Annotated in this window: 31 protein-coding genes; 26 read left to right on the forward strand and 5 right to left on the reverse strand. The window is 49.4% G+C overall.

Annotated elements, in window-relative coordinates:
- Window positions 1–12 precede the first annotated feature (12 nt).
- From CAGA_RS02595 to CAGA_RS02655, 13 genes are all read left to right on the forward strand, one after another.
- Window positions 13–312 (forward strand): hypothetical protein, encoded by a 300-nt coding sequence (locus CAGA_RS02595; RefSeq protein WP_003525179.1) that lies wholly within the window; start codon window positions 13–15, stop codon window positions 310–312.
- 2 nt (window positions 313–314) lie between these two features.
- Window positions 315–566 carry a hypothetical protein gene (locus CAGA_RS02600; RefSeq protein WP_014635881.1) on the forward strand — a complete coding sequence of 84 codons (252 nt, stop codon included), beginning with the start codon at window positions 315–317 and terminating at the stop codon, window positions 564–566.
- Between the two features lie 19 nt (window positions 567–585).
- Window positions 586–1,317 carry an ImmA/IrrE family metallo-endopeptidase gene (locus tag CAGA_RS02605; protein ID WP_014635880.1) on the forward strand — a complete coding sequence of 244 codons (732 nt, stop codon included), beginning with the start codon at window positions 586–588 and terminating at the stop codon, window positions 1,315–1,317.
- Window positions 1,314–1,511, forward strand: coding sequence for a hypothetical protein (locus CAGA_RS02610; RefSeq protein ID WP_003525176.1), 198 nt, complete (start codon window positions 1,314–1,316; stop codon window positions 1,509–1,511). The genes CAGA_RS02605 and CAGA_RS02610 overlap by 4 nt, the downstream gene beginning before the upstream one ends.
- Before the next feature lie 245 nt (window positions 1,512–1,756).
- Window positions 1,757–2,341: a sigma-70 family RNA polymerase sigma factor gene (locus CAGA_RS02615; RefSeq protein WP_135657448.1), complete on the forward strand. Its 585-nt coding sequence runs from the start codon at window positions 1,757–1,759 to the stop codon at window positions 2,339–2,341.
- 109 nt (window positions 2,342–2,450) lie between these two features.
- Entirely contained in the window at window positions 2,451–3,014 is a 564-nt protein-coding gene (locus CAGA_RS02620; RefSeq protein WP_135657450.1) for a type II toxin-antitoxin system PemK/MazF family toxin, read from the forward strand.
- Entirely contained in the window at window positions 3,004–3,225 is a 222-nt protein-coding gene (locus CAGA_RS02625) for an excisionase (RefSeq protein ID WP_041179095.1), read from the forward strand. The genes CAGA_RS02620 and CAGA_RS02625 overlap by 11 nt, the downstream gene beginning before the upstream one ends.
- A 97-nt stretch (window positions 3,226–3,322) precedes the next feature.
- Window positions 3,323–3,544: an excisionase gene (locus CAGA_RS02630; RefSeq protein ID WP_014635877.1), complete on the forward strand. Its 222-nt coding sequence runs from the start codon at window positions 3,323–3,325 to the stop codon at window positions 3,542–3,544.
- A gap of 13 nt (window positions 3,545–3,557) precedes the next feature.
- Window positions 3,558–3,794 (forward strand): excisionase, encoded by a 237-nt coding sequence (locus CAGA_RS02635; protein WP_135657452.1) that lies wholly within the window; start codon window positions 3,558–3,560, stop codon window positions 3,792–3,794.
- 12 nt (window positions 3,795–3,806) lie between these two features.
- Entirely contained in the window at window positions 3,807–4,046 is a 240-nt protein-coding gene (locus CAGA_RS02640) for an excisionase (protein ID WP_135657454.1), read from the forward strand.
- 13 nt (window positions 4,047–4,059) lie between these two features.
- Window positions 4,060–5,313, forward strand: coding sequence for a site-specific integrase (locus CAGA_RS02645; protein ID WP_022117667.1), 1,254 nt, complete (start codon window positions 4,060–4,062; stop codon window positions 5,311–5,313).
- 233 nt (window positions 5,314–5,546) lie between these two features.
- Complete coding sequence (gene metG / locus CAGA_RS02650; RefSeq protein ID WP_243112922.1) at window positions 5,547–5,969, forward strand: methionine--tRNA ligase subunit beta; 423 nt, start codon at window positions 5,547–5,549, stop codon at window positions 5,967–5,969.
- Between the two features lie 135 nt (window positions 5,970–6,104).
- A complete protein-coding gene (locus CAGA_RS02655) occupies window positions 6,105–6,596 on the forward strand; it encodes a DNA cytosine methyltransferase (protein WP_135657458.1) in 492 nt (163 codons plus the stop codon).
- A gap of 482 nt (window positions 6,597–7,078) precedes the next feature.
- Here the strand turns inward: CAGA_RS02655 and CAGA_RS02660 are convergent, their stop codons facing one another.
- Window positions 7,079–7,696: a Crp/Fnr family transcriptional regulator gene (locus tag CAGA_RS02660; RefSeq protein WP_135657460.1), complete on the reverse strand. Its 618-nt coding sequence runs from the start codon at window positions 7,694–7,696 to the stop codon at window positions 7,079–7,081.
- A 196-nt stretch (window positions 7,697–7,892) separates the two neighbouring features.
- On the opposite strand from CAGA_RS02660, the gene leuC reads away from it, so the two are divergent.
- The 5 genes from leuC (at window position 7,893) to CAGA_RS02685 (ending at window position 13,835) form a co-directional block, all read left to right on the forward strand.
- A complete protein-coding gene (gene leuC, locus CAGA_RS02665; protein ID WP_135657462.1) occupies window positions 7,893–9,170 on the forward strand; it encodes a 3-isopropylmalate dehydratase large subunit in 1,278 nt (425 codons plus the stop codon).
- Window positions 9,167–9,649 carry a 3-isopropylmalate dehydratase small subunit gene (gene leuD, locus CAGA_RS02670; protein WP_135657464.1) on the forward strand — a complete coding sequence of 161 codons (483 nt, stop codon included), beginning with the start codon at window positions 9,167–9,169 and terminating at the stop codon, window positions 9,647–9,649. Before leuC ends, leuD begins: the two co-directional genes overlap by 4 nt.
- Before the next feature lie 302 nt (window positions 9,650–9,951).
- Window positions 9,952–10,641 carry a response regulator transcription factor gene (locus CAGA_RS02675; protein ID WP_135657466.1) on the forward strand — a complete coding sequence of 230 codons (690 nt, stop codon included), beginning with the start codon at window positions 9,952–9,954 and terminating at the stop codon, window positions 10,639–10,641.
- 3 nt (window positions 10,642–10,644) lie between these two features.
- Window positions 10,645–12,135, forward strand: a complete 1,491-nt coding sequence (locus CAGA_RS02680; RefSeq protein WP_135657468.1) for a sensor histidine kinase — start codon at window positions 10,645–10,647, stop codon at window positions 12,133–12,135.
- Between the two features lie 23 nt (window positions 12,136–12,158).
- A complete protein-coding gene (locus tag CAGA_RS02685) occupies window positions 12,159–13,835 on the forward strand; it encodes a S1C family serine protease (protein ID WP_135657470.1) in 1,677 nt (558 codons plus the stop codon).
- Between the two features lie 215 nt (window positions 13,836–14,050).
- On the opposite strand, the gene CAGA_RS02690 is transcribed toward CAGA_RS02685, so the two are convergent.
- The 4 genes from CAGA_RS02690 to CAGA_RS02705 form a co-directional block, all read right to left on the reverse strand.
- Complete coding sequence (locus CAGA_RS02690; RefSeq protein WP_135657473.1) at window positions 14,051–14,923, reverse strand: DegV family protein; 873 nt, start codon at window positions 14,921–14,923, stop codon at window positions 14,051–14,053.
- A gap of 276 nt (window positions 14,924–15,199) precedes the next feature.
- A complete protein-coding gene (locus tag CAGA_RS02695; RefSeq protein WP_135657475.1) occupies window positions 15,200–15,823 on the reverse strand; it encodes an ABC-2 transporter permease in 624 nt (207 codons plus the stop codon).
- Entirely contained in the window at window positions 15,820–16,680 is an 861-nt protein-coding gene (locus tag CAGA_RS02700; RefSeq protein WP_135657477.1) for an ABC transporter ATP-binding protein, read from the reverse strand. Before CAGA_RS02700 ends, CAGA_RS02695 begins: the two co-directional genes overlap by 4 nt.
- Window positions 16,681–16,703: 23 nt before the next feature.
- The gene (locus tag CAGA_RS02705; RefSeq protein WP_135657479.1) at window positions 16,704–17,078 is read right to left on the reverse strand and encodes a GntR family transcriptional regulator; all 375 of its coding nucleotides are present in this window, start codon (window positions 17,076–17,078) and stop codon (window positions 16,704–16,706) included.
- 158 nt (window positions 17,079–17,236) lie between these two features.
- Here CAGA_RS02705 and CAGA_RS02710 point away from each other — a divergent pair, with 158 nt between their 5' ends.
- The 8 genes from CAGA_RS02710 to CAGA_RS02745 are packed head-to-tail and all read left to right on the forward strand — an operon-like array spanning window position 17,237 to window position 23,343.
- Window positions 17,237–17,563, forward strand: coding sequence for a hypothetical protein (locus CAGA_RS02710; protein WP_135657481.1), 327 nt, complete (start codon window positions 17,237–17,239; stop codon window positions 17,561–17,563).
- Window positions 17,553–18,809: a PBSX family phage terminase large subunit gene (locus CAGA_RS02715; protein WP_135657483.1), complete on the forward strand. Its 1,257-nt coding sequence runs from the start codon at window positions 17,553–17,555 to the stop codon at window positions 18,807–18,809. Before CAGA_RS02710 ends, CAGA_RS02715 begins: the two co-directional genes overlap by 11 nt.
- Window positions 18,806–19,945, forward strand: a complete 1,140-nt coding sequence (locus tag CAGA_RS02720; RefSeq protein WP_135657485.1) for a phage portal protein — start codon at window positions 18,806–18,808, stop codon at window positions 19,943–19,945. The genes CAGA_RS02715 and CAGA_RS02720 overlap by 4 nt, the downstream gene beginning before the upstream one ends.
- A gap of 1 nt (window position 19,946) precedes the next feature.
- A complete protein-coding gene (locus CAGA_RS02725) occupies window positions 19,947–20,909 on the forward strand; it encodes a hypothetical protein (RefSeq protein ID WP_135658203.1) in 963 nt (320 codons plus the stop codon).
- A 20-nt stretch (window positions 20,910–20,929) separates the two neighbouring features.
- Window positions 20,930–21,271 (forward strand): hypothetical protein, encoded by a 342-nt coding sequence (locus CAGA_RS02730; RefSeq protein ID WP_135657487.1) that lies wholly within the window; start codon window positions 20,930–20,932, stop codon window positions 21,269–21,271.
- Between the two features lie 19 nt (window positions 21,272–21,290).
- Window positions 21,291–22,304: a phage major capsid protein gene (locus tag CAGA_RS02735; RefSeq protein WP_135657489.1), complete on the forward strand. Its 1,014-nt coding sequence runs from the start codon at window positions 21,291–21,293 to the stop codon at window positions 22,302–22,304.
- Between the two features lie 11 nt (window positions 22,305–22,315).
- A complete protein-coding gene (locus CAGA_RS02740) occupies window positions 22,316–22,672 on the forward strand; it encodes a hypothetical protein (RefSeq protein WP_135657491.1) in 357 nt (118 codons plus the stop codon).
- The gene (locus CAGA_RS02745; protein WP_135657493.1) at window positions 22,669–23,343 is read left to right on the forward strand and encodes a hypothetical protein; all 675 of its coding nucleotides are present in this window, start codon (window positions 22,669–22,671) and stop codon (window positions 23,341–23,343) included. The genes CAGA_RS02740 and CAGA_RS02745 overlap by 4 nt, the downstream gene beginning before the upstream one ends.
- The last annotated feature ends 35 nt before the right edge of the window (window positions 23,344–23,378 follow it).

Consider the following 23,378-nt stretch of genomic DNA (forward strand, 5'->3'; position numbering starts at 1 on the left):
GGAGGGCTAAATGTGATTGACGAAAAAGAGGTTACGGCTTATGTTACGATACCCGACTGCTTTTTGCAGGGGTGCAGCGAAGATATTGTTATCTTCCGTGCGGACGGCGGAAACCATTTTACCGACTACGGTATATATGAAGGAATGTTCCTGTTCTTTGACCGAAAAAAACGCTTTAAGAAAGGAAGGCTTTCCTGTTACATCAATACTGCCGGAGATGACCGACCCAAGTACAGGGTGTCGGATAAGAACATCGACGGATACAAGCACTTGGGAAGATTGGTTTTGACTTTGAGAAATTACGAGGTATAAAAATGGAATCCGATAGAAGAAAAGTTTATGTTGAAGTAAATGTAACACACAGACCTGATGGAACGGCTCGTCCGAATTTCATCAAGTTTGAGAATGATGAAAAATATGAGATAGACCGTGTAATTCAGAAATGCCGTGCGGCTTCCACCAAAGTCGGAGGAACCGGTATCCGCTACACGGTACAGATTTGCGGCAAGCCCACATTTCTGTTCGACGAAGAAAACGGAAAGTGGTTTGTAGAAGCAAAATCCTAATGGTAGGAGGTTTTGTAACTTGAAACATTTATCGAGATTTGACATCGAAGCGATTGCCGACAAATATGTTCAGGCATATATGGCACTTCCCGATGTCCGCAACACACAAATATACAGAATTGACCCGGAGCTTCTCTTGGAGAAGGTTCTCGGCTTGAATGTCGAATACCAGCACCTATCCTATGACGGGAGTATTCTCGGAATGACCTCATTTACGGAAATGGGTGTTCAGGTATTTGAAGATGATGATAACGAAGCCTTTTTCTTTTTGGACGGAAAAACCGTTCTCGTGGAAAAGGACTTGAACTTTGACAGCAAGCTGAAAGGCAGAAAGAACTTTACCTTAATGCACGAGGGCAGCCATCAGATATTCAAGATGTTGTTCCCGAATGATTACGGCGTGACACAGAAATCTGCCGGAGTACATTATTACAAGGCAAATTCCGAGAGGAATAAGCCTATATCCGATTGGGAGGAATGGCAGGCAAATACGCTTGGAGCAGCTATCCTTCTTCCCGAAAACCTTATAAAGCAGGGAATGTATCTGTTCAGTCTTGGAGAAAAGATTGAGTGTCTAAACAAGATATACTTTCCGGGCGTATATAAAAGGTTTGACGCACTTGCCGATTTTTTAGGGTGTTCAAAAAAAGCACTTGCCATACGAATGAAACAGCTCGGACTACTGAAAAAGGAGTATCTTGATAATCCTTTTGATTTGGTTACGGTTTATCCGGAGGTGAGCGAGCTATGAAATCGTTGGAACAAAAGATAATCGTAAGGTGCAAAAACTGTGGCTGGCGTATTTTTGACAAGGTAACAATGACAACAGGTGTTATTGAACTGAAATGTCCGAACTGCCACAGAGTAGTAGAGGTTGACCTGTCCCTCCGCAAGGGAACGGTCAAGTACAGATTAACAAGAAGTAATAACAGAGCGAACAATTAAATATCGGGCAGATGTACCGAGCCACGAGTCCTTGAGCGAAAGCTCCTGAGTCATCAAATTGCCGGACGCTGAGAATTAAGGGATAGAAATATCCTAATGTTCTTGGTGTCCGGCTTTTTTTGTAGCTCCCGAAAGGAGCAAGACCGTGACATATAAGTGGCTGGCATATATCGCCAAGTATCCGTAATCTCCGAATTTTTGATTTCAACCAAATTCAAAAATTCAAATTTAAGGAGATTACGACAATGACAAAACTTACATTAGAACAACAGGAATTATTATTTTCGAACGACTGCAAGCTCATCAATCTTCGGTATGAATATCACGGTTACACCGGCTCGGAGAAATGGGCGATTGTAACAGAACTGGCGGAAGAAGAATTGTGGGTTAAATACCCTGATGTTATCCGTCGGTACACTCCGTTCATTCTGCTTTCTATGGCTCAGGGCGAAGTGATTGACGAGTCATACAGAAACAACGATAAGTACGAAAAGCGAGCAAAAAGAACAATCGATGTGTACGGGTATGAAGATGACATCTCTGAACAATTCCACCGGGAACTGATTACTCCGTTTGTTGACCCGTTTGAGCAAGCGGAAGAAGAACGGATTGAGGAAGAAAAGGAACAGCTTCGCCAGTTAGAAATTGCAAAAGTCAGAAAGGTCTTGGAAATGCTGAAACCTGTTCAGAGAGAACGACTGATAAAAGCGATTTTGTTAGGTATGAGTTCAAGAAAAATTGCAAAGGAAGAAGGAGTATATTACAGCGTTGTAGATAAGTCGATTGCTGCCGCAAGAAAAAATTTCAAGAAATTTTATGAAAACCTCTGATTTTGGGTGTGCATTTTGACCCCCTTTGTCCAAATGAGTGAAGGGGTTATTTCAAATCCGGATACGAAATGCACTTTCAAGACTAAATGAACAGAGAGGTTATACATATATGCAGAGAAATGAAATTCAGCGTGGAGATTTATTCTACTACGATTTTGGAAAAAGAGAGGGGTCTGTCCAGTCGGGAGAGAGACCTGTAATGGTAATTCAGGCGGACAACTTTAATGCAAATGCTCCGACAATTATTGTTGCGGCTGTTACGGCTGTGATGAAAAAGAAGTATCTTCCTTCACACATCATTTTGGGTGAGGACTTCGGTCTGAAGAAGCCGTCAATGGTTCTTCTTGAACAGATACAGACCGTCAATAAGGATGAACTGACAGACTACATTGGTTCGGTAAACGATGAAAGGCTTTGGAAGCAAATTAACGCAGCTCTTAAAAAGACTTTCGGTTTATGGATTTACAACACAGACAGAAACGGAGATGTTCGTTGCTTATGCCCCAAGTGCCTGAGCGACTATATCCACGACCCAAACTATGTTGTCAGGCGTCTTGACCCGTTTGCGAAAAGCAAAGACCACTGCGATAAGTGCAATAACAGCGGTTGGGATTACATCGTTTATGACAAACGCACCTCGGTCAAAGGAAAGGGGGGCAGGAATGTCAAATAGCAGTGAAAAAAAGAAGCGTTACAACATTCCTCTTTGGTGTAAACCAAACCTGTCTATTGAGGAGGCGGCAGCTTATTCCGGTATTGGAATGGGAAAGCTTTATGAAATGACGGAAAGTCAGGATTGTCCTTTTGTTCTTTGGATTGGTAGCAGAAGAATGATTAAAAGGAAAGTCTTTGACGAATTTATCGAAAGGCAATACTCGATTTAAGCAAAAAGTCAAGTCTGCGATGAGCCGATTCGCATAATTGGCGTACCGCAGACTTTTGAGTATGCTGTAATCACCAAAGGCAAGGAGGTTACAGCATATGTCTGACAAACAACTTAAATCCAATATGCCGAGTGTCCCTATTTGGAAGAAAATGAACCTTACGGTTGAAGAAGCTTCGGAATATTCGGGCATTGGCACATCAAAGATAAAAGAGCTATCGAATAGCGAAGATTGTCCTTTCGTTCTTTGGAACGGAGCAAAGCGATTGATTAAAAGAAAACAATTTGAGGAATACCTGTCATCGCAGTATTCCCTCTGATGGAGGTGGTGTTATGGGAAATAATCAGACTGAATTGAATAATTCAGGTAATCGGTCGGAAACCGTGCCGGTTTGGGTAAAGCCTTATCTTACGATTGATGAAGCGACCGCTTACACAGGTATAGGCAGAGACAAACTTTATGAGATGACAAGCCAAGAAAAATGTCCGTTTGTTCTGTGGGTAGGAAACAGACGAATGATTAAGAGACGAGTTTTTGATGAGTACATTGAGAAAATGTACTCAATATAGGAAGGAGGGCTTATGGACAACGATGTTTTAGCTTACAGAGTCTTACTCGAAAAGCGAAAAGAAAATGCTCCCTTTTGGGAGAAGAAGGTTCTAACGGTTGAGGAAGCAGCTGAGTACACCGGTATCGGCAGGACAAAAATCAGGCAAATCATAATGAAGGGTGATTGTCCCTTTGCTGTCACTAACGGTGTTCAGGTCTGTGTAATCCGAGACAAATTTATTGATTATCTTGATAAGCAATTTCGCATTTAAGGGAGGAAAAATTATGCCAAGAACAAAAAGAAAAGACAAATCAAGAGTAGTGCTTCGTACAGGCGAATCACAGAGAGCCGATGGTACATACCATTTCAGTTGGACGGATGCAAACCACAAAAGGCGTTATGTGTATGCCAAGACACTTGATGAACTGCGATACAAAGAGGAACAAATCGCAAAAGACAAGAGCGATGGCATTAAGGCAGAAGCTCGTTACACAACGGTCAATGACATATATGAGCTTTGGAAGGATTTGAAGCGTGGACTGAAAAACAACACCTTTGAAAACTACAAGTATATGTATGAGACCTTTGTCCGTCATCAGATAGGCTCAAAGACTGTATCTTCTCTGAGAAAAACAGATATAAAGAGGTTCTATAATTACCTTGCAGACGAACGCCATCTGAAGCCGGCAACCATTGATAATATTCATACGGTTCTCCATCAGATTTTGGATATGGCGGTCGATGATGACTACATCAGGAATAACCCGTCAAACAATGTGCTTAAAGAGTTGAAACAGTCCCATTGTTTTCAGACCGAGAAGCGTAGAGCCTTAACAAAGCCGGAGCAAGAGTTGTTTCTTGACTATCTGAAAAACTCTCCGACATCAAAGTATTGGTATCCGGTGTTTGCGGTTATGATTGGTACGGGGCTTCGTGTTGGAGAGGTTACAGGGTTAAGATGGTGCGATATTGATTTGGAAGAAGGTATCATTGATGTGAACCACACGCTGGTTTACTATGACCACCGTACTGAGGGCAGTAAGCGTGGCTGTTACTTCAATGTTAATACGACCAAAACCCCGGCAGGAAGAAGAAAAGTGCCTATGCTCGGTTTCGTCAAAGAAGCATTCTTAATGGAAAAGGAAAGGCAGGAACTGCTCGACCTTCACTGCGAAGCGACTGTCGATGGATACACCGATTTTATCTTCATCAACCGTTTTGGTCAGCCGCAACATCAGGCAACCCTGAACAAAGCAATCCGCCGCATTATCCGTGACTGCAACGACGAGCAGTTATTGAAAGATGAAAACGCAGAAGTATTGCTCCCGCATTTTAGCTGTCATTCTTTAAGGCACACTTTCACAACAAGAATGTGCGAAGCAGGGGTAAATGTTAAGGTCATTCAGGACACGCTCGGTCATAAAGATATTTCAACTACGCTTAACATCTATACCGATGTAACGAAGGAACTGAGGAAGTCCGAATTTGAAGGTCTTGACTCCTACTTCAAAAATGAGTATAATAAGGTGTCAGTTTAACAGATTATAATGATACGGACTTCATAGTTGGCGGATTAGAGCATTTACATCATTTACATCAATTTTTACACAAAGCCCCCACGAAACTAATCGAAAATAAAGTAAAGTAGGATTTTGAAAAAATCTGATTTGCGACTTATTTTGAACTATGTTGGGTTATAGCAAGAATTGAAACGATGTCCTAAATCGTCCCGACAATGAAGCCCTTGAATAATGTTAACGGCAAAAATGATGTGAAAAATAAGGCTGAGGAAGCACCAAAAGCTGAGCATGAAAAGATTGATTTCTCTAAGGTAAAGATTGAGCCATTGTTTGAGGATACCGTCGATTTCGATACCTTCTCGAAGTCCGATTTCCGTGCAGTAAAGGTTTTGGCTTGTGAAGCAGTACCAAAGTCAAAGAAGCTTCTCAAATTCACATTAGATGACGGTGAACGCAAAGACCGTGTGATTTTAAGCGGTATTCACGAGTATTATGAGCCTGAAGAACTGGTAGGCAAGACTTGTATCGCTATCGTAAACCTGCCGCCGAAAAAGATGATGGGCATTGACTCTTGCGGTATGCTTATTAGTGCCGTTCACGAAGAAGAAGGCGAAGAAAAGCTCCACTTGTTGATGGTTGATGACCATATTCCGGCAGGCGCAAAATTGTACTAGACTAGTATGAAATTTGCAAATAGAGAATTTGCGACTTGCGACCGGTTTATGACCATTTATTAATGGCAGAAAGCTGATGATGAAACCGGTAGGCCGAAACGCTTACCGGTTTTATATTCAAGGCAAGGAGTTCTTATGGTTAACAAAACCCCAAAAAATAATGAAGCGCTATGTGAGAATAGTATCGTTGAAAATGTATGGGATAATTCTGTCCCTGTAGAAAAAAGCTCATATCTTCATGAGGATGTTGAGTATATAAACCTCGATAGATTCAAACATGATAAGAGAAAACTTACGATGTTGGACCTGTTTTGCGGAGCGGGTGGTTTTGCAGTAGGTTGCTCTTGGGCTGGTTTCCAGTCTGTGTTTGGAGTAGACCATCTAAAACCTGCAATGAATACGTGGATGTTAAATCATCCCAATTCAATAGGGTGTCTGGGGAACATAAAAAAAGTAGACCCTCTATATGTAAAAAGATTGCTTGAAGAAAGAGGCGTAGAAAAAATTCACCTTATAACTGGTGGAGTACCTTGTCAGGGATTTTCTCTTGCTAATAGAAAGCATAACGATTTTGATGAACGTAATTTCTTATTTTTAGAATACATGCGTTTTGTTCCAAGTTGTTGAAGGGAAACGTAGTTAAAACATTCTTTTATGGCATAGGTATTCCGACAGCTGCACATGGGCAGAAGTCTGTAGATTCTCAAAAATTGGTGGATTTTATTTTTGGAGTGGAAGAAGATAAATCTGTTATACCACTCTATAATCCAAATCATATTGAACTATAATTTTAAGACCACATCAGAGAAATCTCCAAAGGCCTTTTTCTTATATCTGCGCCATTTCCATCTTTTATATTTTTCCAAACTTAGTATTTTGCCTATGAATCAGCTACGTGAAATGTTGCTCTGCGCTCTAGTTACATATCCTGGAGCCTGCAATATATCGTTTTCAATCTTCTTTAAACGGATGCCAAAATTCCATGGGAAATATGAAAAATACGATTTTTTCGAGAAATAAAAAAGCTGCAAAAGCAACAAATGAAAAACTACGGTAAAACTTGTAAAGTGGAAAGAAAAATTTCCCGACAATGAAGCCAAAGAACTGATTTAGCCGCCAATAAAAGCGAGAAGCCCCACTTCGTCCCGGATTTCCACCGCGCCGTAGCGGGCGCGGATCCATCCCCTTTTGGAAAATCCCGCCAGCGTGCGGTTTACGGTGACGCGCGAAATACCCGCAAGGCCCGCAAGGTCGTCCTGCGTGGCGCGTACAGTACCGTTGCGCGCCAGGCTGAGCAGAAGCCGCGCGAGGCGCTGGTCAGCCTGCAGAAATGTCATGGAATTCACCTGTGCGGAAAGCATGCGGATCGTCTGCGACAGATAGGTAAGCAGGTTCATGGCGAGCTGCGGTTCGCGGCGGATACATTCCATCAGGCTCTTCCGGGTGACGGTGATGATTTCGGATTTTACGAGCGCTTTTGCGGAGGAAACGCGGGGCATGCCGTCAAAAAAGGCCGCTTCGCCGAAAATATTCCCCGGTTCCAGTACGGTAAGGGTCTTTTCTGCGCCGTCCTCCGAGCTGAGAAAAATTTTCACTTTCCCGCTTTTCAAATAATAAAATTCATCGGCAAGCGCTTCCTGCCAGTAAATCATTCGATCCTTTTCAACAACATGGGATGTGTGGGTTCTTTCCAGCACATCCCATTTCTTTTTATTCGACGGTTCCATGTCAATCCTCCGTGAAATGCGATTGGGGGCGGATCTGCCTGTGGACTTTTTTCCTCAAGGAATGGGAACCATGTTCCTTTTCATAGCCCCGGTTGTGATGGATTCTGTTGTTTTTTGTAATTGTAACATATGATACATTCTTTGCGCAAGATTTATGCAATAATAAGACAAATCGAAATTAAGGGAGGTACCCACTATGGGAATGACGATGACGCAGAAAATCCTCGCCGCGCACGCCGGGCTGGAAAGCGTAAGCGCGGGGCAGCTGATCGAGGCGGAACTTGATTTGGTTCTGGGAAATGACATTACCTCGCCGGTGGCGATCAATGAATTTGAAAAATGCGGGGCTTCCTCCGTTTTTCATAAGGATAAAATTGCGCTGGTTCTGGATCATTTTACACCGAACAAAGATATTAAGGCCGCGGAACAGTGCCGCCAGGTACGGAACTTCGCAAATCAGTATCAGATTACGAATTTCTTTGATGTGGGGCAGATGGGCATTGAGCATGCGCTTCTGCCGGAAAAAGGGCTGGTTGTTCCGGGGGACTGCGTAATCGGCGCGGATTCGCACACCTGCACCTACGGCGCACTCGGCGCGTTTTCTACAGGCGTGGGTTCCACCGACATGGCCGCCGGGATGATTACCGGCAAAGCGTGGTTTAAGGTGCCTTCCGCGATTCGGATTGTGCTGAAAAACAAACCCACGAAATGGGTGAGCGGCAAAGACGTGATTCTGCACCTCATCGGGAGAATCGGCGTGGACGGCGCGCTGTACCGTTCGCTGGAATTCACCGGCAGCGGCGTGAAATACCTTTCCATGGACGACCGCCTTTGCATTGCAAACATGGCGATTGAGGCCGGCGCGAAAAACGGGATCTTCCCCGTGGACGAGGTTACGCTGGATTACGGGAAGGGCCGCTTCCAGCATGAGCCGGTTGTTTACGCGGCAGATGAGGACGCGGTTTACGACGAAACCGTGGAGATTGACCTTGGAAAAATCCGTCCGACCGTTGCGTTCCCGCATCTTCCCGAAAATACAAAAACCATTGATGAAGTCGGAAAAATCAAAATCGACCAGAGCGTGATCGGTTCCTGCACGAACGGACGGATGGAGGATCTGCGAGCGGCGGCGGCGATTCTCAAGGACAGGAAGGTTGCGAAGGATGTGCGCTGCATCATTCTGCCGGGCACACAGGCGATTTATCTGCAGGCGCTGCGCGAAGGGCTGGCGGAAATCTTCGTCGAAGCCGGGGCGGTGTTCAGCACGCCGACCTGCGGACCTTGTCTTGGCGGGCATATGGGCATCCTCGGCAAGGGGGAGCGCGCAATTTCCACAACAAACCGCAATTTTGTCGGACGCATGGGGCATATTGAATCGGAAGTCTATCTGGCAAGCCCGGCTGTGGCGGCGGCAAGCGCCGTAACCGGCTATATTACCGATCCGGAACAACTGACAGAGGGGGTGCAGAAATGAAAGCGCATGGATTTGTACACAAATACGGGGACAACGTCGATACGGATGTGATTATCCCCGCAAGATATTTGAATACGGCTTCCCACGCGGAGCTGGCCGCACACTGCATGGAGGACATCGACGCAGATTTTGTCAAGAAGGTGAAGAAGGGCGATATCATCGTGGCCGCGAAGAATTTCGGTTGCGGCTCCTCGCGCGAGCACGCCCCGATTGCGATTCAGGCGAGCGGTATTTCCTGCGTGATTGCCGAAACATTCGCCCGCATTTTTTACCGTAACGCAATCAATATCGGCCTGCCGATTCTGGAATGCCCCGAGGCAGCGCGGGATATTCAGAACGGCGACGAGGTGGAAATTGATTTTGACAACGGCGTGATTCAAAACCGGACGAACGGAAAAAGCTATAAGGCACAGCCTTTCCCGCCGTTTATTCAGAATATTATCGAAAAGGGAGGGCTTTTGAACAGTATTTCGAAATAAGCCAATGCCGTTTTGCACAGCGGTTAAAGGGCGCTTCGGCGCCCTGAAAAATCCGGACGCGGGGTCATGCACCAGCGCCCGGATTTTTGTTAGCATGGACGTTTCGGAAGGCAGAAGAAAAACGGTAGTGCATTTTTGGAACAGTCCTGCAAACCCTAGGAAGTATTGGGCTGTATTTTCCGGCATTCACACAATCTTCAAAAACTTTTATAAAAAATTCATGACTTTTTCGGCGAATTCCCGTATAATCAGAATAGGAGAATTGTCAGAAATTTACCACGGGGGTATGAAGGAGGATAAAAATGCCGGTTGGAAAAATATTAGTGGTTGACGACGACCAGAATATATGCGAGCTTTTACGTCTCTACATTGAAAAAGAAGGTTACCAGGTTGTCATTGCCAACGATGGTCGCAAGGCGTTGGAGGCTTTCGAAACGGAAGAACCGGATCTGATTATGCTTGACATCATGCTGCCCGAACTGGACGGCTGGCAGGTCTGCCGCGAGATCCGCAAGAAATCACAGTGCCCGATTATCATGTTGACAGCAAAGGGCGAAGTTTTCGATAAAGTGCTGGGCCTTGAGCTGGGCGCGGACGACTATGTGGTGAAACCGTTTGAAGCGAAGGAAGTAGTGGCGCGGATTAAGGCGGTTCTTCGCAGGTTGGGCAAAAACGGCGATGAAACCGTTAAAGAAGTGAAGTACGATAAGCTTTCCATCAATTTGACGAACTATGAGCTGCGCGTCAACGGCGTGCAGATTGACACCCCGCCGAAGGAAATGGAACTGATATACCATCTGGCAAGCAATCCGAACCGCGTTTTCACACGCGACCAGCTTCTGGACGAGGTTTGGGGCTTTGATTATTATGGCGATAGCCGTACGGTCGACGTCCACGTGAAACGGCTGAGGGAAAAGCTTGAGGGAGTTTCCGACAAATGGGCTTTGAAAACCGTTTGGGGCGTTGGCTATAAGTTTGAAGTTAAGGAATAAAAAATGCGAAAAACGCTTTTTAAAAAATATTTACGGATTACTTCCCTGATTGTTGTGATCAGCTTTTTGTTTTTAAGCTTTGTTATGCTGATCTTCGTTTCCAATTACTGGCGCTCGGAAAAATGCGCATTGCTCCGCAAAAACGCGGAAAGCGTGGCAACGATCGCCGCAAACAGCGTTACTTCCGTACAGGATAATTTCTATTCCATTGACGGGAAGCGCATGAAGATATTTATCGCGGCGTTTTCCGAAAACATTGACGCGGACATTTTTGTAACGCGGCTGTCCGGACAGATTGAAATCGCTTCCTATGACAGCGGGAGCGCGGTAAACGAAACCAAGCAGGTCAGCCAGGACATTATTCAAAAGGTCGTTGCAGGGGGGTACACCGCGCAGGGAACCATGGGCGGGATTTACAGCCAGCCCTATTATGTTGTAGGCGTTCCGATTACCGTTATGAATGTGGACGGGAGCAAAACCGTAATCGGCGCGGTGTTCACCGCTTACAATGTGCGCTCTTTTAACATTTTTCTCGGCGAGATTATGCGCGTTTTCCTGTTGGCCGCGATTGCGGCGTTCATCATTTCGTTCTGTGCGGTTTGGCTCTTTTCCTACAAATTGGTGCGCCCGTTGCGGAACATGGCGGCAGCGGCCCACTCGTTCGGGAAAGGGGATTTTTCCGTACGCGTGCCGGTTACGAGTGAGGATGAGATCGGCCAGCTTGCGATGGCGTTCAACAACATGGCAAGGTCGCTGGCCTCCGGAGAAAACGCGAGCCGCAATTTTGTGGCGAATGTTTCGCACGAGTTGAAAACGCCGATGACGACGATCGCCGGATTTATCGACGGCATTTTGGACGGAACCATTCCGCCGGAAAAACAGAAGTATTACCTGACGGTTGTTTCGCAAGAAGTGAAACGCCTTTCCCGCCTGGTCCGCACCATGCTGGCCCTTTCGAGGATTGACAGCGGGGAGCTGAAGTTGCACCCAGCGCGGTTCGATTTAACAAATACGATTTTGATTGCCTTTTTGTCGTTTGAAAAAGCGATTGAGGATAAAAAGCTGGAAATCCGGGGGCTTGAGGACGCGGAAAGCCTTTTTGTTGACGGAGATCCGGATATGATCCACCAAGTTGTATATAATTTAATTGAGAACGCCGTAAAGTTTACGAATGAAGGCGGCTATATTGAAATCCGCATCCAGGATCTTTCCGATCGGACCAGCGTGATTATTAAAAACAGCGGGGCGGGAATTGCCCCCGACGAGCTTTCGCTGATTTTTGACCGCTTTTACAAAACCGACAAATCCCGCAGCCAAGATAAGAACGGAATGGGTCTCGGCCTTTATATCGTAAGAACCATCGTAAAGCTGCACGGCGGTGAGATTACCGTAAGTAGTGTGCAGAACGAATACTGCCAGTTTGAATTTTGGATTCCGAAAATCAAGGAGCCGCCTAAGCTGAAAGACGGTTCTGCGGAACAGGCGAAAGAGTAATTCACTTAGAAAGGAATAGCTTTATGAGCGATCATTTCGATAACAACGACAATGGCGAAAAGAATATCTGGCCGTCGGATTCTCCGGAAGCAAACGAGGATACGCAGCCGGTAGAGCCGAAGGAAACGGACGGTGTTCCTCCGGAAAACAAGGAGGCGGTGAACGGGCCGAAACCGGATTTCGAAAACCGGTGCGGGGATGCTTCTGTCCCCCGGCAGGAGTGGCCGGGCAGCGGTCAGCCGCCGTACCAAAACCCGCAGAATCCTTATTCCCCTTACGGGCAGTATTACAATCCTTATGGACAGTATACGAATCCGGGCGGGGGTTACGGGAATTGCGGCTACGGGCAGAATCCGCAAAATCCGTACAATCCGCAAAACCGGTACTGGACATATCCGCAAAACAACGGGCAGCAGCCCCGGCAAAACCCACAGGATCTGCAGCAGCCGAGTCAGCCCGGTGGCCCCAAACAGCCGAAACGGAAAAACACCGGGATGCGTGTGTTCCTGATCTTTCTCGGGATCCTCATCGGTGGATTCGTTCTGGGCTTCTGCATTTACAGCGTGCATATTGCCGTTGAGCAGCAGGGCGGCTGGCAGGGCAGCACCGTTTCCCAGCCGGCAGAAAACAACAGCGCAAGCGCGGCTTCCGGTTCCAGCCAGGCGCAGAGCCCCGTAAAGATTCCCAGCGGCGCCGCCAACGCGGCGGGTATTACGATTCAGCCTAAGCCAAGCGGCAACCCGTATGACGCAAAGACGGTCTACAAAAATACGGTGCAGAGCGTGGTAGGGGTGGAAACCACAGTCCCCGCGGCGGCGGGGAGCCAGGGTGGCGTCATTCAGGGTACCGGCATTATCGCAACAAAGGACGGCTATATCCTGACAAACGCCCATGTGGTAAACAATTCCCGTTCCTATAAAGTAAAAGTCGTGCTTTACAACAAGAAGGAGTATGACGCCAAGGTTGTGGGCTACGACAAGACTTCCGATATCGCGGTACTTCGCATCCAGGCGAATAATCTGAGCGCGGCGGTGTTTGGCAACGCGGATCAGCTTGAAATCGGCGATCCGGTAATCGCGATCGGCAATCCGGGCGGAATTGAATTCGCAAGCTCGCTGACGGGCGGGTATGTTTCCGCGCTGAACCGCACGATTGAAAGCCACAGCGACAACGGCATGACATATATCCAGACCGACGCGGCCATCAACCCCGGCAACTCGGGCGGTCCGCTGATGAATATGTACGGGCAGGTTGTTGGCATTAACTCGAACAAGATTGTTGCGACCGGCTACGAAGGAATGGGCTTTGCCATTCCGGTGAGCAGGGCGAAAAATATTATCGACGATCTGATTGCGCGCGGATATGTCAGCGGGCGGAGCCGCCTTGGCATAACCGCCTCCACCATTACTGCGATTCAGTCGGAGCTTTCCGGTTATCCGACCGGCGTTATGATCCGCCAGATCAGCCCGGAGAGCGATTTGACAAAATCAGGCGTCGTGCCCGGCGATGTGATTACGAAAGTGGACGGTCAGACGGTTTCCAGCGTGGACGATTTATACGCCGTGCTGAACAAGCACAAGGCGGGCGATACCGTCACGCTGACGATTTTCCGTATGGGAAGCGGCCAAAATACAAATGGAGCGACCCGTGAAGTGAAAACGAAGCTTTTGGAAGATAAAGGGGAAACCCAGCAGAAATAAAGAGCCGCCGCAAAAGAGCAGAAAAGCTTATAAACGCAAAGCACCCCTTGCCGATGAGAAAATCATCCGCAAGGGGTGCTTTCTTATGTTGTAAGCCCGAAAGGCATTGGGAATAAGGGAACGTTTCCTCTTTCCTGTTGAAAGAGGAGGCGTTCCGTGTTTTTTTAAATAAAAAAAGAATGCAGATTTTGTTCCGCATTTCTTTTCACTGCATTTTATCGTTTTGAACCAAGGAAGAACAGGGCGATCGTCCCCGGGCCGGAGTGCGCCCCGATAACGGGCCCGACATAGCTGATCACGAATTTCTTTACGCCGAGCCGGGCTTTGATTTCCTCGGCGACAAATTCGGCATCCTCCTTTGCGTCGCCGTGGCTGATAAATACCGTCTGCGACGCTGGATTGACTGCGGTTTGCTCCATATGGTCCACTAGTGCCAGAAGCGATGCGCGGCGGCCCCGGGCTTTGCCCATGTTGATCAGATGCCCTTCGTCGTCCACATGGAGCACAGGCTTAATGTTCAGCATTGTTCCAATTAAGGCGGTTGGACCGGAAATCCGGCCTCCGCGTTTTAAGTGGTGCAAATTTTCAACGGTAAACCAGTGGCAGACACGAAGCTTCGTTTCCTCCAGCCAAATGCGCAGTTCGTCGATGCTCTTGCCTTTCCGTTTTTCCTCAACGGCAAGAGAAAGAAGCAGGCCCTCGCCCATTGACGCACAGAGCGAATCCACGGCGTAGGCCTTTCTTTCGGGGTACTTCGGGGTCAGTTCTTCGCACGCCAGCTTTGCGGCATTGTAGGTGTTGCTCAGCCCGCTGGAAAAAGCGATGCAGAGCACATCCCGGCCGGATTGAAGTATGGGTTCCATAGCGCTTTTGAAAGCTTCCATATTCACAGCGGAGGTGGTGCAGAGCATCCCTTCGCGGATACTACGGTAAAATTCTTTGAAAGGAAGTTCTCTTTCGTCCAGATAGTTATGGTATTCCCTGCCCATTAAGTTAAAGGAAAGGGGAAGTACAGTCAGCTCCAATTCCTCAGCTAATTCGGCAGGAAGGTCGCAGGAGGAATCCGTAACAATGGCATATTCACTCATAACCTTCACCTTTTACATTGTAAAATATTTACAATTGTATTGTATCATGAAATTCCTTCTTCGTAAATCATCTACAGAAATAAAACAACTCTGCAGAAAGGCCAGGTTTATGTAGGAACAATAAAAAGCTCCCCTGCTCCCTTCCGCCTATTTCCGAAAGGGAGCATTTACAGGAGAGTTTTAAAGGGGAGGAGTAAAAGATGAAAACAATAAAAAAGAAGAAGGAACGGAAAGCCGTTCCTTTTTATTATGTCCTGTTATTTTCCGGTTTATACATCAGATTTCTTTATTTTGAAAAATCCGGCAGGATAGAAAATAAGACCCGGCATACAGGAGCAGGGAAACCGGCAGAACGAGCGCCAACAGAAGCTCCGACGTCGAATCGTCAATGGGGCCGAAGGAGGGCAGGCTGAGATGGAGTTCCGACAGAATGGTCGCTGCTGCGGTGGGAAGAAAGCAAAACAAAATGATCCATAGGCGGGCTTTCTGTGTGCCGAATTTATAGAGAAGAGGCATCATAAAAGCCAAAACACAAAGGGAAAGCGCAAAAAAACAGTAGAGAATCACCGGTAATTCCGAATCCATCTTGCTGGAAAGCAGGGCAAGCAGGGCGGATACGGCGCATCCGACGGCAATGAATAAAAACCCGAGAAGATACCTGCTTAGTACAATCTGTTTTTTCGTTACCGGCAGGGAAAGAAGGTAAATATCCCATTTTGCAAGTTCGTCATAGGCAAAGGTGTTCATAAGCACCATAGCGGAAAACATGATGATTATGGCGGACAGAAAAGCACTATTGCCCATGGATGAGAAGATGAGGACGTAAAGAACGATGGTAAATCCGATTTTTATTCCGATTTTTCTCATGGTAAGCAGGTCTTTTGTAATCAATGCGCTCATGCTTTTTCCCCCTTTACATACAGAAGCATAATTTCGTCGATGGCAGCCGCGTCCACGACCAGCCTGGGATGCTTTCGCTTGAATTCATCGCGGTTTTCGACCAGTGCTTCATAGCCGCATTCATTTTTGTGCCAGCGGACAAGTTCCGTTTTATCGAGCTTCTGAAAATCTGCCGCACCGCATTTCACAATTCCGCAAAGATAGATCAGGTCGTCCTTTGAGCGGTCGAACACGACGTTCCCTTCGTGGATAAACGTGATGTAATCCGCGACTTTTTCAAGGTCGCCGGTAATATGGGAGGAAAACAGAATCGCATGGGATTCATCCTGAATGAAATCGAGGAAGATATCGAGAATTTCGCTACGGACAATCGGGTCGAGTCCGCTGGTAGCTTCGTCCAGGATCAGCAGGCGCGGGTGGTGTGCGAGCGCGCTGGCAATGCTCAGCTTCATTTTCATCCCTTTGGAGTATTCTTTTATTATTTTATCCTTGGAAATCCGGAAACGGCGAAGGTAGTCGTCGTACAGGGCATCATCCCAGCTTTTGTAAATCCGTTTTAAAATTTTTGCAATATCGCTAGCCTTAAATTCGCTGTGAAAATAGCTTTCGTCAAAGACGACGCCGATTTGCTCCTTAATTTTGCATTCGTCCTGAATATTGTCCATTCCGAAGATTTTAACGGAACCGGCGTCCCGGCGGATTTCATTTAAAATCAGCTTAATAGTGGTTGTTTTTCCCGCACCGTTCTCACCGATAAAGCCGACAATACTGCCGCTTGGAACGGTAAAGCTGACGTTTTTGAGCTGAAACGACGGGTAGTTTTTGCAAAGATTCCTTACCTCTATAACATTTTCCATAAATATTCCTCCGGCACGCTAATTTATTCGCCATTATAAAGAAGGGAAAGCATTTCGGTAAGCTCGGAAAGCGAAATTCCGCACGATTTTGCCGTGTCCACCGCGCTTTGCAGAAAGCTTTCCGCTTTTTTTAACTGTTCCTCGCGGATAAGCGCCATATTTTTCCGCGCGACAAAGCTTCCCTTGCCCGCGACGGTTTCGATAAATCCGTCGCGCTCCAGATCTTCATAGGCGCGTTTCGTGGTGATCACGCTGATATGAAGCTCCTTTGCCAGGAGCCGCATGGAGGGCAGCGCGTCCCCTTCATTCAGATAACCGGTGATTATATGGCTTTTAATCTGTTCGGTTATCTGTTCATAAATCGGTCTTCCGCTGGAATTGCTGATAATGATATCCAATTCATCACCTCGCAGGCATCAACACGAACTGTATATATCGTATATATACAGTATCATCATTATACCCACTTGTCAATCCTTGATAAAAATTTTTCTTTTTTCCCTCTACAGGGAAATTTCGGGCGGTAAATACGGGTGTGTTGAAAGGAGGCGAAAGATTGGACAGGAATTCGGAAACAGGGGAAAGAATCCGTAGGCGCGTGAAAAAAGGCTACGAAAGGCTGGCTTATGGGGGAATCGCTGACGCGGTGCGGCTGCTTTTTACCGACGAGCCGGATTTGGCGGCGCTCGACAAAATGGATTTGTTCAATATTGCAGAAATTAAACGCCCGCGGGGCGGCGGAATGGAAATTAAGTTTTTCGACCGCATTAAGGCGCTGGAAAGTCTGGAGGGGATGAGCGAAACAAACAGCGATTCCATGCCGCTGTACCGTGCGCTGCAGGAGTGCGCGCGTTCGCTTAAAGAAAAAGGAAATGGGAATTAAGAAATTTTCTGAAAAGCAGTTGCAGGCGCTTTCGTGGTGGTGCCCGGGCAGCCCGTACGCAAACCGGGACGCGGTCATCTGCGACGGCGCGGTGCGAAGCGGCAAAACGCTCTGCCTTGGAATCTCGTTTGTGGCGTGGGCGCTGTGCTGTTTTCAGAACCGATCGTTTGCCTTTTGCGGAAAGACCATACGCTCGCTGAAACGGAACCTGATTACCACTTTGCTGCCGGCCTTGCAGGACGCCGGGTTCCGCTGCCGGATGGCGGCGGCGGAAAACCGCATGGATATTTCCCTTGGAAAGAATGAAAACCGGTTTTACTTGTTCGGTGGAAAGGACGAAGGTTCCCCGGCGCTTATTCAGGGAATGACCCTTTCGGGGGTGCTATTCGACGAGGTGGCGCTGATGCCGCGCTCGTTTGTGGAGCAGGCGCTGGCCCGCTGTTCGGTGGAGGGCTCCAAATTCTGGTTCAACTGCAACCCGGAAAATCCGCAGCATTGGTTTTACCGCGAATGGATTTTGAAAACGGAGCAGAAAAACGCTTTGTACCTGCACTTCACCATGGAGGACAATCCATCGCTCAGCCCCGAAATCCGGGCGCGCTACCGTGGGCTGTACGCCGGAACGTTTTACGAACGGTTTGTGCTGGGACGGTGGGTGGCCGCACAAGGCTTAGTGTACCCGTTTATGACGGATTCCATGTTCTGCGATGCGCCGCATGGCTGCGGGCGCTTTCGCGTTTCCTGCGACTACGGGACGGTAAACCCATGCTCCATTGGGCTTTGGGGGGAGAAGGACGGCGTATGGTACCGGGTGGACGAATACTATTTTGATTCGCGCAGCGCAGGTATTCAGCGCACCGATGAGGAGCATTACGCGGGGTTGGAGCAGCTTTGCGGTGGGCGGGAAATTGAAAGCGTGACGGTCGACCCTTCCGCGGCGAGCTTTATGGAGGTCATCCGTCGGCATGGGAAATACCATGTGGTGCCCGCGCACAACGATGTGCTGTACGGAATTCGGAGGGTCAGCGTTGCGCTCAAGCAGGGTGACATCAAAATCTGCCGAAACTGTACGGACGCGGTGCGGGAATTTGGCCTGTACCGCTGGAACGACGACAAAAACCGGGACGCCCCGGTAAAAGAAAACGATCACGCGATGGACGACATCCGGTATTTTGTAACGACGCTCCTGTTACGGGAGGACGCTTTCTTTGCCGTTGCCGCCCCGCGCGGGAAAGGAGAACCATGATACGAAAGAAACACAGGCCCCTGCCGGTGGCGCAGGCGGTGCAGACGGTGGCCAACGCTTATCCGTTTGCCGCACTGAGCCGCTATGTTCCGCTTCAATCGGGGGAAAACCGGCTTTACGCCGCGCTGCGCGAGGCTGTTCCGATTATTGACGCCGCGATTGGGAAAATCATTCGGCTGATTGGCACTTTTGCAGTAGAGTGTGAAAATCGGGACGCACAGGGCGCCTTAAATGAATTTTTAAGGAATGTCCCGGTGAATTCGACGCACGCAGGCGTGCAGAGCTTTTTGAACGGATATTTATCGCAGCTTTTAACCTATGGCAATGCGGTGGGCGAAATCGTTGTTGGAAACGGCGGGATCGTCGCGCTGTACAACGCCTCGCTGGACGATGTGGAGCTGAGGGCTGTGTCGCCTTTAAAGCTGGAGGTTTACCGCCGGGAAAACGGTGGGAGCAAGCCGGTAAGCTATCCGGAGCTGGTGTTTTGTTCCGCGCTGAATCCGGAACCGGGCAGCGCGAAGGGTGTTTCGCTTTTGCGCGGGCTGCCGTTTGTCAGCGGGATTCTGCTCCAGATTTACAATACCATTGGCATAAACTGGGAGAGGCTGGGCAACGTCCGTTTTGCCGTTACCTATAAGCCCGCCGGCGACACCGCCGACCGCGCTTTTGCCAGGGAACGCGCGCAGCAGATTGCCGGTGAGTGGAGCCGGGCGATGCGCAAGGACAGCGTGAGCGATTTTATCGCCGTGGGCGACGTGAGCATTAAAGCGATCGGCGCGGACAACCAGATTCTGGATAGTGAAGTCCCCGTCCGCGAAATGCTGGAGCAGATTGTAGCAAAGCTTGGGCTTCCGCCGTTTTTACTGGGATTCTCGTGGTCGTCAACGGAGCGGATGTCCAGCCAGCAGGCGGATATCCTGACCAGCGAGCTGCAGGCGTACCGGCGCGAGCTGAACCCGATCATCCATAAAATCTGCCGGCTGTGGCTTCGCCTGAACGGATATGACCCGGAGTTTGAAATCAAGTGGGACAATATCACTTTGCAGGATCAGGTGGAAACGGCAAACGCAAGGTATATGAACGCAAAGGCGGCGCAGATTGAAGCCGCCCTCAAAACCGAAGGAAAGGAAGAATGACTTGAAAGAGGGATTTGTACTGAAAAGCAGGAAAGCGGATGCGGACGCCCTTTCGAAAATCAACCGCTATACGCGCCGGGAGTTCGGCCCGGACGAGGTTTACACCTTTTCGGTCGTACTGTGCGACAACGAGATAGACCGCGACAACGAGCGGTTTTCCATTGGCGCGCTGAAGCAGCTCGCTCCGCTGTTTTTAGGCAGAACTGGCATTTTTAACCACAGCATGAAGACGCAGAACCAGACGGCGCGCATTTACGACTGCGCGGTGGAGCAGGATGAAACGCGCCGGACAAAGGCGGGCGAACCTTACTGCCGCCTGGTGGCGCAGGCGTACCTGCCGCGGTGCGGCAAGAACGCCGACCTGATTCTGGAATTGGAAAGCGGGATTAAAAAAGAGGTCAGCGTGGGCTGCGCGGTGGGAAAGGTAACCTGCAGCATTTGCGGTGCGGATTTAAAGAGGGGCGGCTGCGCGCACAAGAAGGGAAAGATGTACGGCGGACAGATCTGCTGCGCGGTGCTGGACGAGCCGACGGACGCTTACGAATGGTCCTTTGTTGCGGTTCCGGCACAGCGGGAAGCGGGCGTGATCAAAAGCTTTGCCGCCGGGGAAGAGAATGCGGAGGCCGTCCTGAAAGCGATCGCTTCGTCGGACGGCGGAATCACGCTGACCGGCGGGCAGGCCCGGGCGCTTTTGAAGCAGGTGGAAAGGCTGAAAGGCGAAGCGGAGTGCGGAAGGCAGTACCGCATGGAGCTGGAAAAGAGCTTTGTAAAATTCGCGGGCCTTTCCCAGCCGGAACTGTCGGCGGAAATGCTGAGGCGCGTCGCGGCAGGGATGAGCGCCGAGGATTTGAAATGCTTTGAAAGCGCGTACCGGAAAAGGGCGGAACAGCTTTTGCCCCTGACGCCCCAGCTTGCCGGTACGCAGAAAAAGGAATCCGGCGGCAACGCTGAATTTAAAATATAAACGATTGAGGAGGAGTACATATGAAAATTTCACTCAACGGCTTCGGTGAAGCAGCGGCAACCTTTGAAGCGGGTTCCGGCGTAACGGTCGGGATGCCCGTAAAAATGACCGGAAACGGCGTGGTGGGCGGCTGTGCGGCAAAGGAGGGCTTTTGCGGTGTGGCGGTTTCCGTGCGTGGCGGGTACGCGGCGGTCCAGCTGCGTGGGTACGTCGTTCTGCCCTATGCGGGAACGGCTCCGGCGGTGGGTTACCAGACCCTGAGCGCAGCGGGTGGCGGAAAGGTACAAGTTGACAGCACAGGGAGAAGCCTTCTTGTCACGGATGTGGACACCACAGCGCAGACCTGCGGAATCATTCTTTAAAAACGGGAGGAAATGAATAATGGCGTTTTATGAATCCATCAAATTGGAAAAGGGAATGTACGGCGTTCCGGGCAAGAGTTTTACGGATGTTCTGGAAAGCCTTGACCCGTCTGAAAACTACGTGGGTAGCAATCTGGAAGAGCTTGACGCGTACCAAAGGCAGCTGAAGCGTTTTTCGATCCGCGTGGGCGGCGTGGAAAGCGATCGCATTGAAAAATTCTTCCAGACGGCGGACTCCGCCGCGCTGTTCCCGGAATATGTGAACCGCGCGGTGCGCCAAGGCATGGAAATGGCGAACCTTTTGCCGAATCTTGTTGCAACCACAACGAATATCAACTCCATGGATTACCGCACGATTACTTCCAATCCCGGAACGGAGGAGAAGACCCTAAAACCCGTCGCCGAGGGTGCGGCGATTCCGCAGACTGTTATAAAGACGCAGGATCATCTGGTGAAACTCCACAAGCGCGGGAGAATGCTCGTCGCAAGCTACGAGGCGCTCCGCTTTCAGAAGCTCGACCTGTTTACGGTTACCCTGCGCCAGATCGGCGCGTATATCGCAAGGGCGCAGCTCGGCGACGCGGTGGATGTGCTTCTGTACGGCGACGACGGAAAATCCCCCGCCGGAGCAATCGAAACGGCTTCGGGCAAGCCTGCCTACGGCGACATGGTAAACCTTTGGGGCGAACTTGCGCCGTATCAGTTGAACACGGTGCTTGCTTCCACCGCGACGACGAAGGATATCCTTTCCATCACGGAATTCAAGGACGCGAACGCGGGGCTGAATTTCCAGGGAACCGGAAAGCTGGCGACGCCGCTCGGCGCGAACCTTCTGCATATGCCGAATTTAGAGGATAAGCAGATTATCGGCCTGGACAAAACCTGTGCCCTGGAAATGGTGCAGGCGGGCGGCGTGCAGACGGATTACGACAAGCTGATCGACCGCCAGCTTGAGCGCGCATGCATCAGCACGATTGCAGGCTTCACAAAAATCTTCAACGGCGCGGTGAAGGTGCTGAATTACAAGGCGTAAGGGTGACACAGTTGGATATTGAAAATGTGATGAAACGCTTCGCCCTGATGGCGGATTTAGACGAAAAGGAGGCTGCGAAATACAGGCCGTTCTGTGAAGATGCGATGGCGCAGATCAGCCGGCGCGTCAAGGACGGCAGCGCCGCGGCACAGGGGATTCTCTGTGCTGCGGCAGCCTCCCTTGCCCTGTACCGCTGGGCGCTTGCAAACGCCTGCGCCGGGGAGGAAAGTTTTTCCGCAGGCGATGTGAAGGTGACGAAAAGGATGTGCAACGTGGAAACAGCGCGGCGGGCATGGCTGGAATCTGCGGCGGCGGCCGCACCGTACTTGAAGGACGAAGGGTTCCTGTTTGAGAGGATAGGGAAATGACAAGGCGAGAGATTCTGGAAGGTATGTTTCGGAAATACGGGGAAGCGGTCAGTATCCGGGGAAATCCCGTCAATGCGGTTCTCAGGCCATTGCAGTATAAAAGCAATGCCAGCCTGAACCTTCCCACGGATTATTACGACGACCTGCATTATCTTTACACCGGGCCGGCGGGGCACAAGCTCTGCATCGGCGATGAGATTCAGGGCGCCGTGCGCAATTACGTGGTCAAGCGCGCAGACGTTGCCATGATGGGCGGGGAAGAACTGTACGTTTGGGCGGTCTTAAAAATGCTCGCGCCGGACGCGGACAGGGAGGTTTGCCTGGAAGCCGACGGCAAGCGGGCGGCGGTCGCTGACCGCTACACCGTAAAATGCATACAGCAGAGCCGGACCGTTTCCGCTTGGGGAGAGCAGGAACCGGTGGATACCGTACAGGGAAGGATTACCTACGAGCTGACGGTGGAAAATGTGCGGTCCATCGGCGGGATGGACCTGTGCGGCCTTAGCAATTTCAATTTGATCGCGGTTGGGAACGGTGTGCGGACGGTTTACTCCGGATGCCGGTGGAAGGACATCGCCGCCTCAGGCGGGGCTGGAAATACGCTGTGCAGCTCCATGACGCTGGTTGCGGCGGCGCGCACGCTGGTGAAGGAGGTGCAGGAAAACGGATAGGGATATGGAGGAGCTTTCGGAAAATATGGAACGTG

The sequence above is a fragment of the Caproiciproducens galactitolivorans genome, assembly GCF_004768785.1.
Lineage (GTDB): Bacteria > Bacillota > Clostridia > Oscillospirales > Acutalibacteraceae > Caproiciproducens > Caproiciproducens galactitolivorans.

Coding starts and splice junctions, on each gene's coding strand:
- leuD (WP_135657464.1), top strand. CDS start 9,167: ATGAAAGCGCATGGATTTGTACACAAATACGGGGACAACGTCGATACG.
- CAGA_RS02715 (WP_135657483.1), top strand. CDS start 17,553: ATGGGAATTAAGAAATTTTCTGAAAAGCAGTTGCAGGCGCTTTCGTGG.
- CAGA_RS02700 (WP_135657477.1), bottom strand. CDS start 16,680: ATGGAAAATGTTATAGAGGTAAGGAATCTTTGCAAAAACTACCCGTCG.
- CAGA_RS02690 (WP_135657473.1), bottom strand. CDS start 14,923: ATGAGTGAATATGCCATTGTTACGGATTCCTCCTGCGACCTTCCTGCC.
- CAGA_RS02730 (WP_135657487.1), top strand. CDS start 20,930: ATGAAAATTTCACTCAACGGCTTCGGTGAAGCAGCGGCAACCTTTGAA.
- CAGA_RS02655 (WP_135657458.1), top strand. CDS start 6,105: ATGGTTAACAAAACCCCAAAAAATAATGAAGCGCTATGTGAGAATAGT.
- CAGA_RS02675 (WP_135657466.1), top strand. CDS start 9,952: ATGCCGGTTGGAAAAATATTAGTGGTTGACGACGACCAGAATATATGC.
- CAGA_RS02615 (WP_135657448.1), top strand. CDS start 1,757: ATGACAAAACTTACATTAGAACAACAGGAATTATTATTTTCGAACGAC.
- CAGA_RS02720 (WP_135657485.1), top strand. CDS start 18,806: ATGATACGAAAGAAACACAGGCCCCTGCCGGTGGCGCAGGCGGTGCAG.
- CAGA_RS02630 (WP_014635877.1), top strand. CDS start 3,323: ATGTCTGACAAACAACTTAAATCCAATATGCCGAGTGTCCCTATTTGG.
- CAGA_RS02635 (WP_135657452.1), top strand. CDS start 3,558: ATGGGAAATAATCAGACTGAATTGAATAATTCAGGTAATCGGTCGGAA.
- CAGA_RS02600 (WP_014635881.1), top strand. CDS start 315: ATGGAATCCGATAGAAGAAAAGTTTATGTTGAAGTAAATGTAACACAC.
- leuC (WP_135657462.1), top strand. CDS start 7,893: ATGGGAATGACGATGACGCAGAAAATCCTCGCCGCGCACGCCGGGCTG.
- CAGA_RS02620 (WP_135657450.1), top strand. CDS start 2,451: ATGCAGAGAAATGAAATTCAGCGTGGAGATTTATTCTACTACGATTTT.
- CAGA_RS02610 (WP_003525176.1), top strand. CDS start 1,314: ATGAAATCGTTGGAACAAAAGATAATCGTAAGGTGCAAAAACTGTGGC.
- CAGA_RS02685 (WP_135657470.1), top strand. CDS start 12,159: ATGAGCGATCATTTCGATAACAACGACAATGGCGAAAAGAATATCTGG.
- CAGA_RS02625 (WP_041179095.1), top strand. CDS start 3,004: ATGTCAAATAGCAGTGAAAAAAAGAAGCGTTACAACATTCCTCTTTGG.
- CAGA_RS02680 (WP_135657468.1), top strand. CDS start 10,645: ATGCGAAAAACGCTTTTTAAAAAATATTTACGGATTACTTCCCTGATT.
- CAGA_RS02660 (WP_135657460.1), bottom strand. CDS start 7,696: ATGGAACCGTCGAATAAAAAGAAATGGGATGTGCTGGAAAGAACCCAC.
- CAGA_RS02645 (WP_022117667.1), top strand. CDS start 4,060: ATGCCAAGAACAAAAAGAAAAGACAAATCAAGAGTAGTGCTTCGTACA.
- CAGA_RS02640 (WP_135657454.1), top strand. CDS start 3,807: ATGGACAACGATGTTTTAGCTTACAGAGTCTTACTCGAAAAGCGAAAA.
- CAGA_RS02735 (WP_135657489.1), top strand. CDS start 21,291: ATGGCGTTTTATGAATCCATCAAATTGGAAAAGGGAATGTACGGCGTT.
- CAGA_RS02695 (WP_135657475.1), bottom strand. CDS start 15,823: ATGAGCGCATTGATTACAAAAGACCTGCTTACCATGAGAAAAATCGGA.
- CAGA_RS02745 (WP_135657493.1), top strand. CDS start 22,669: ATGACAAGGCGAGAGATTCTGGAAGGTATGTTTCGGAAATACGGGGAA.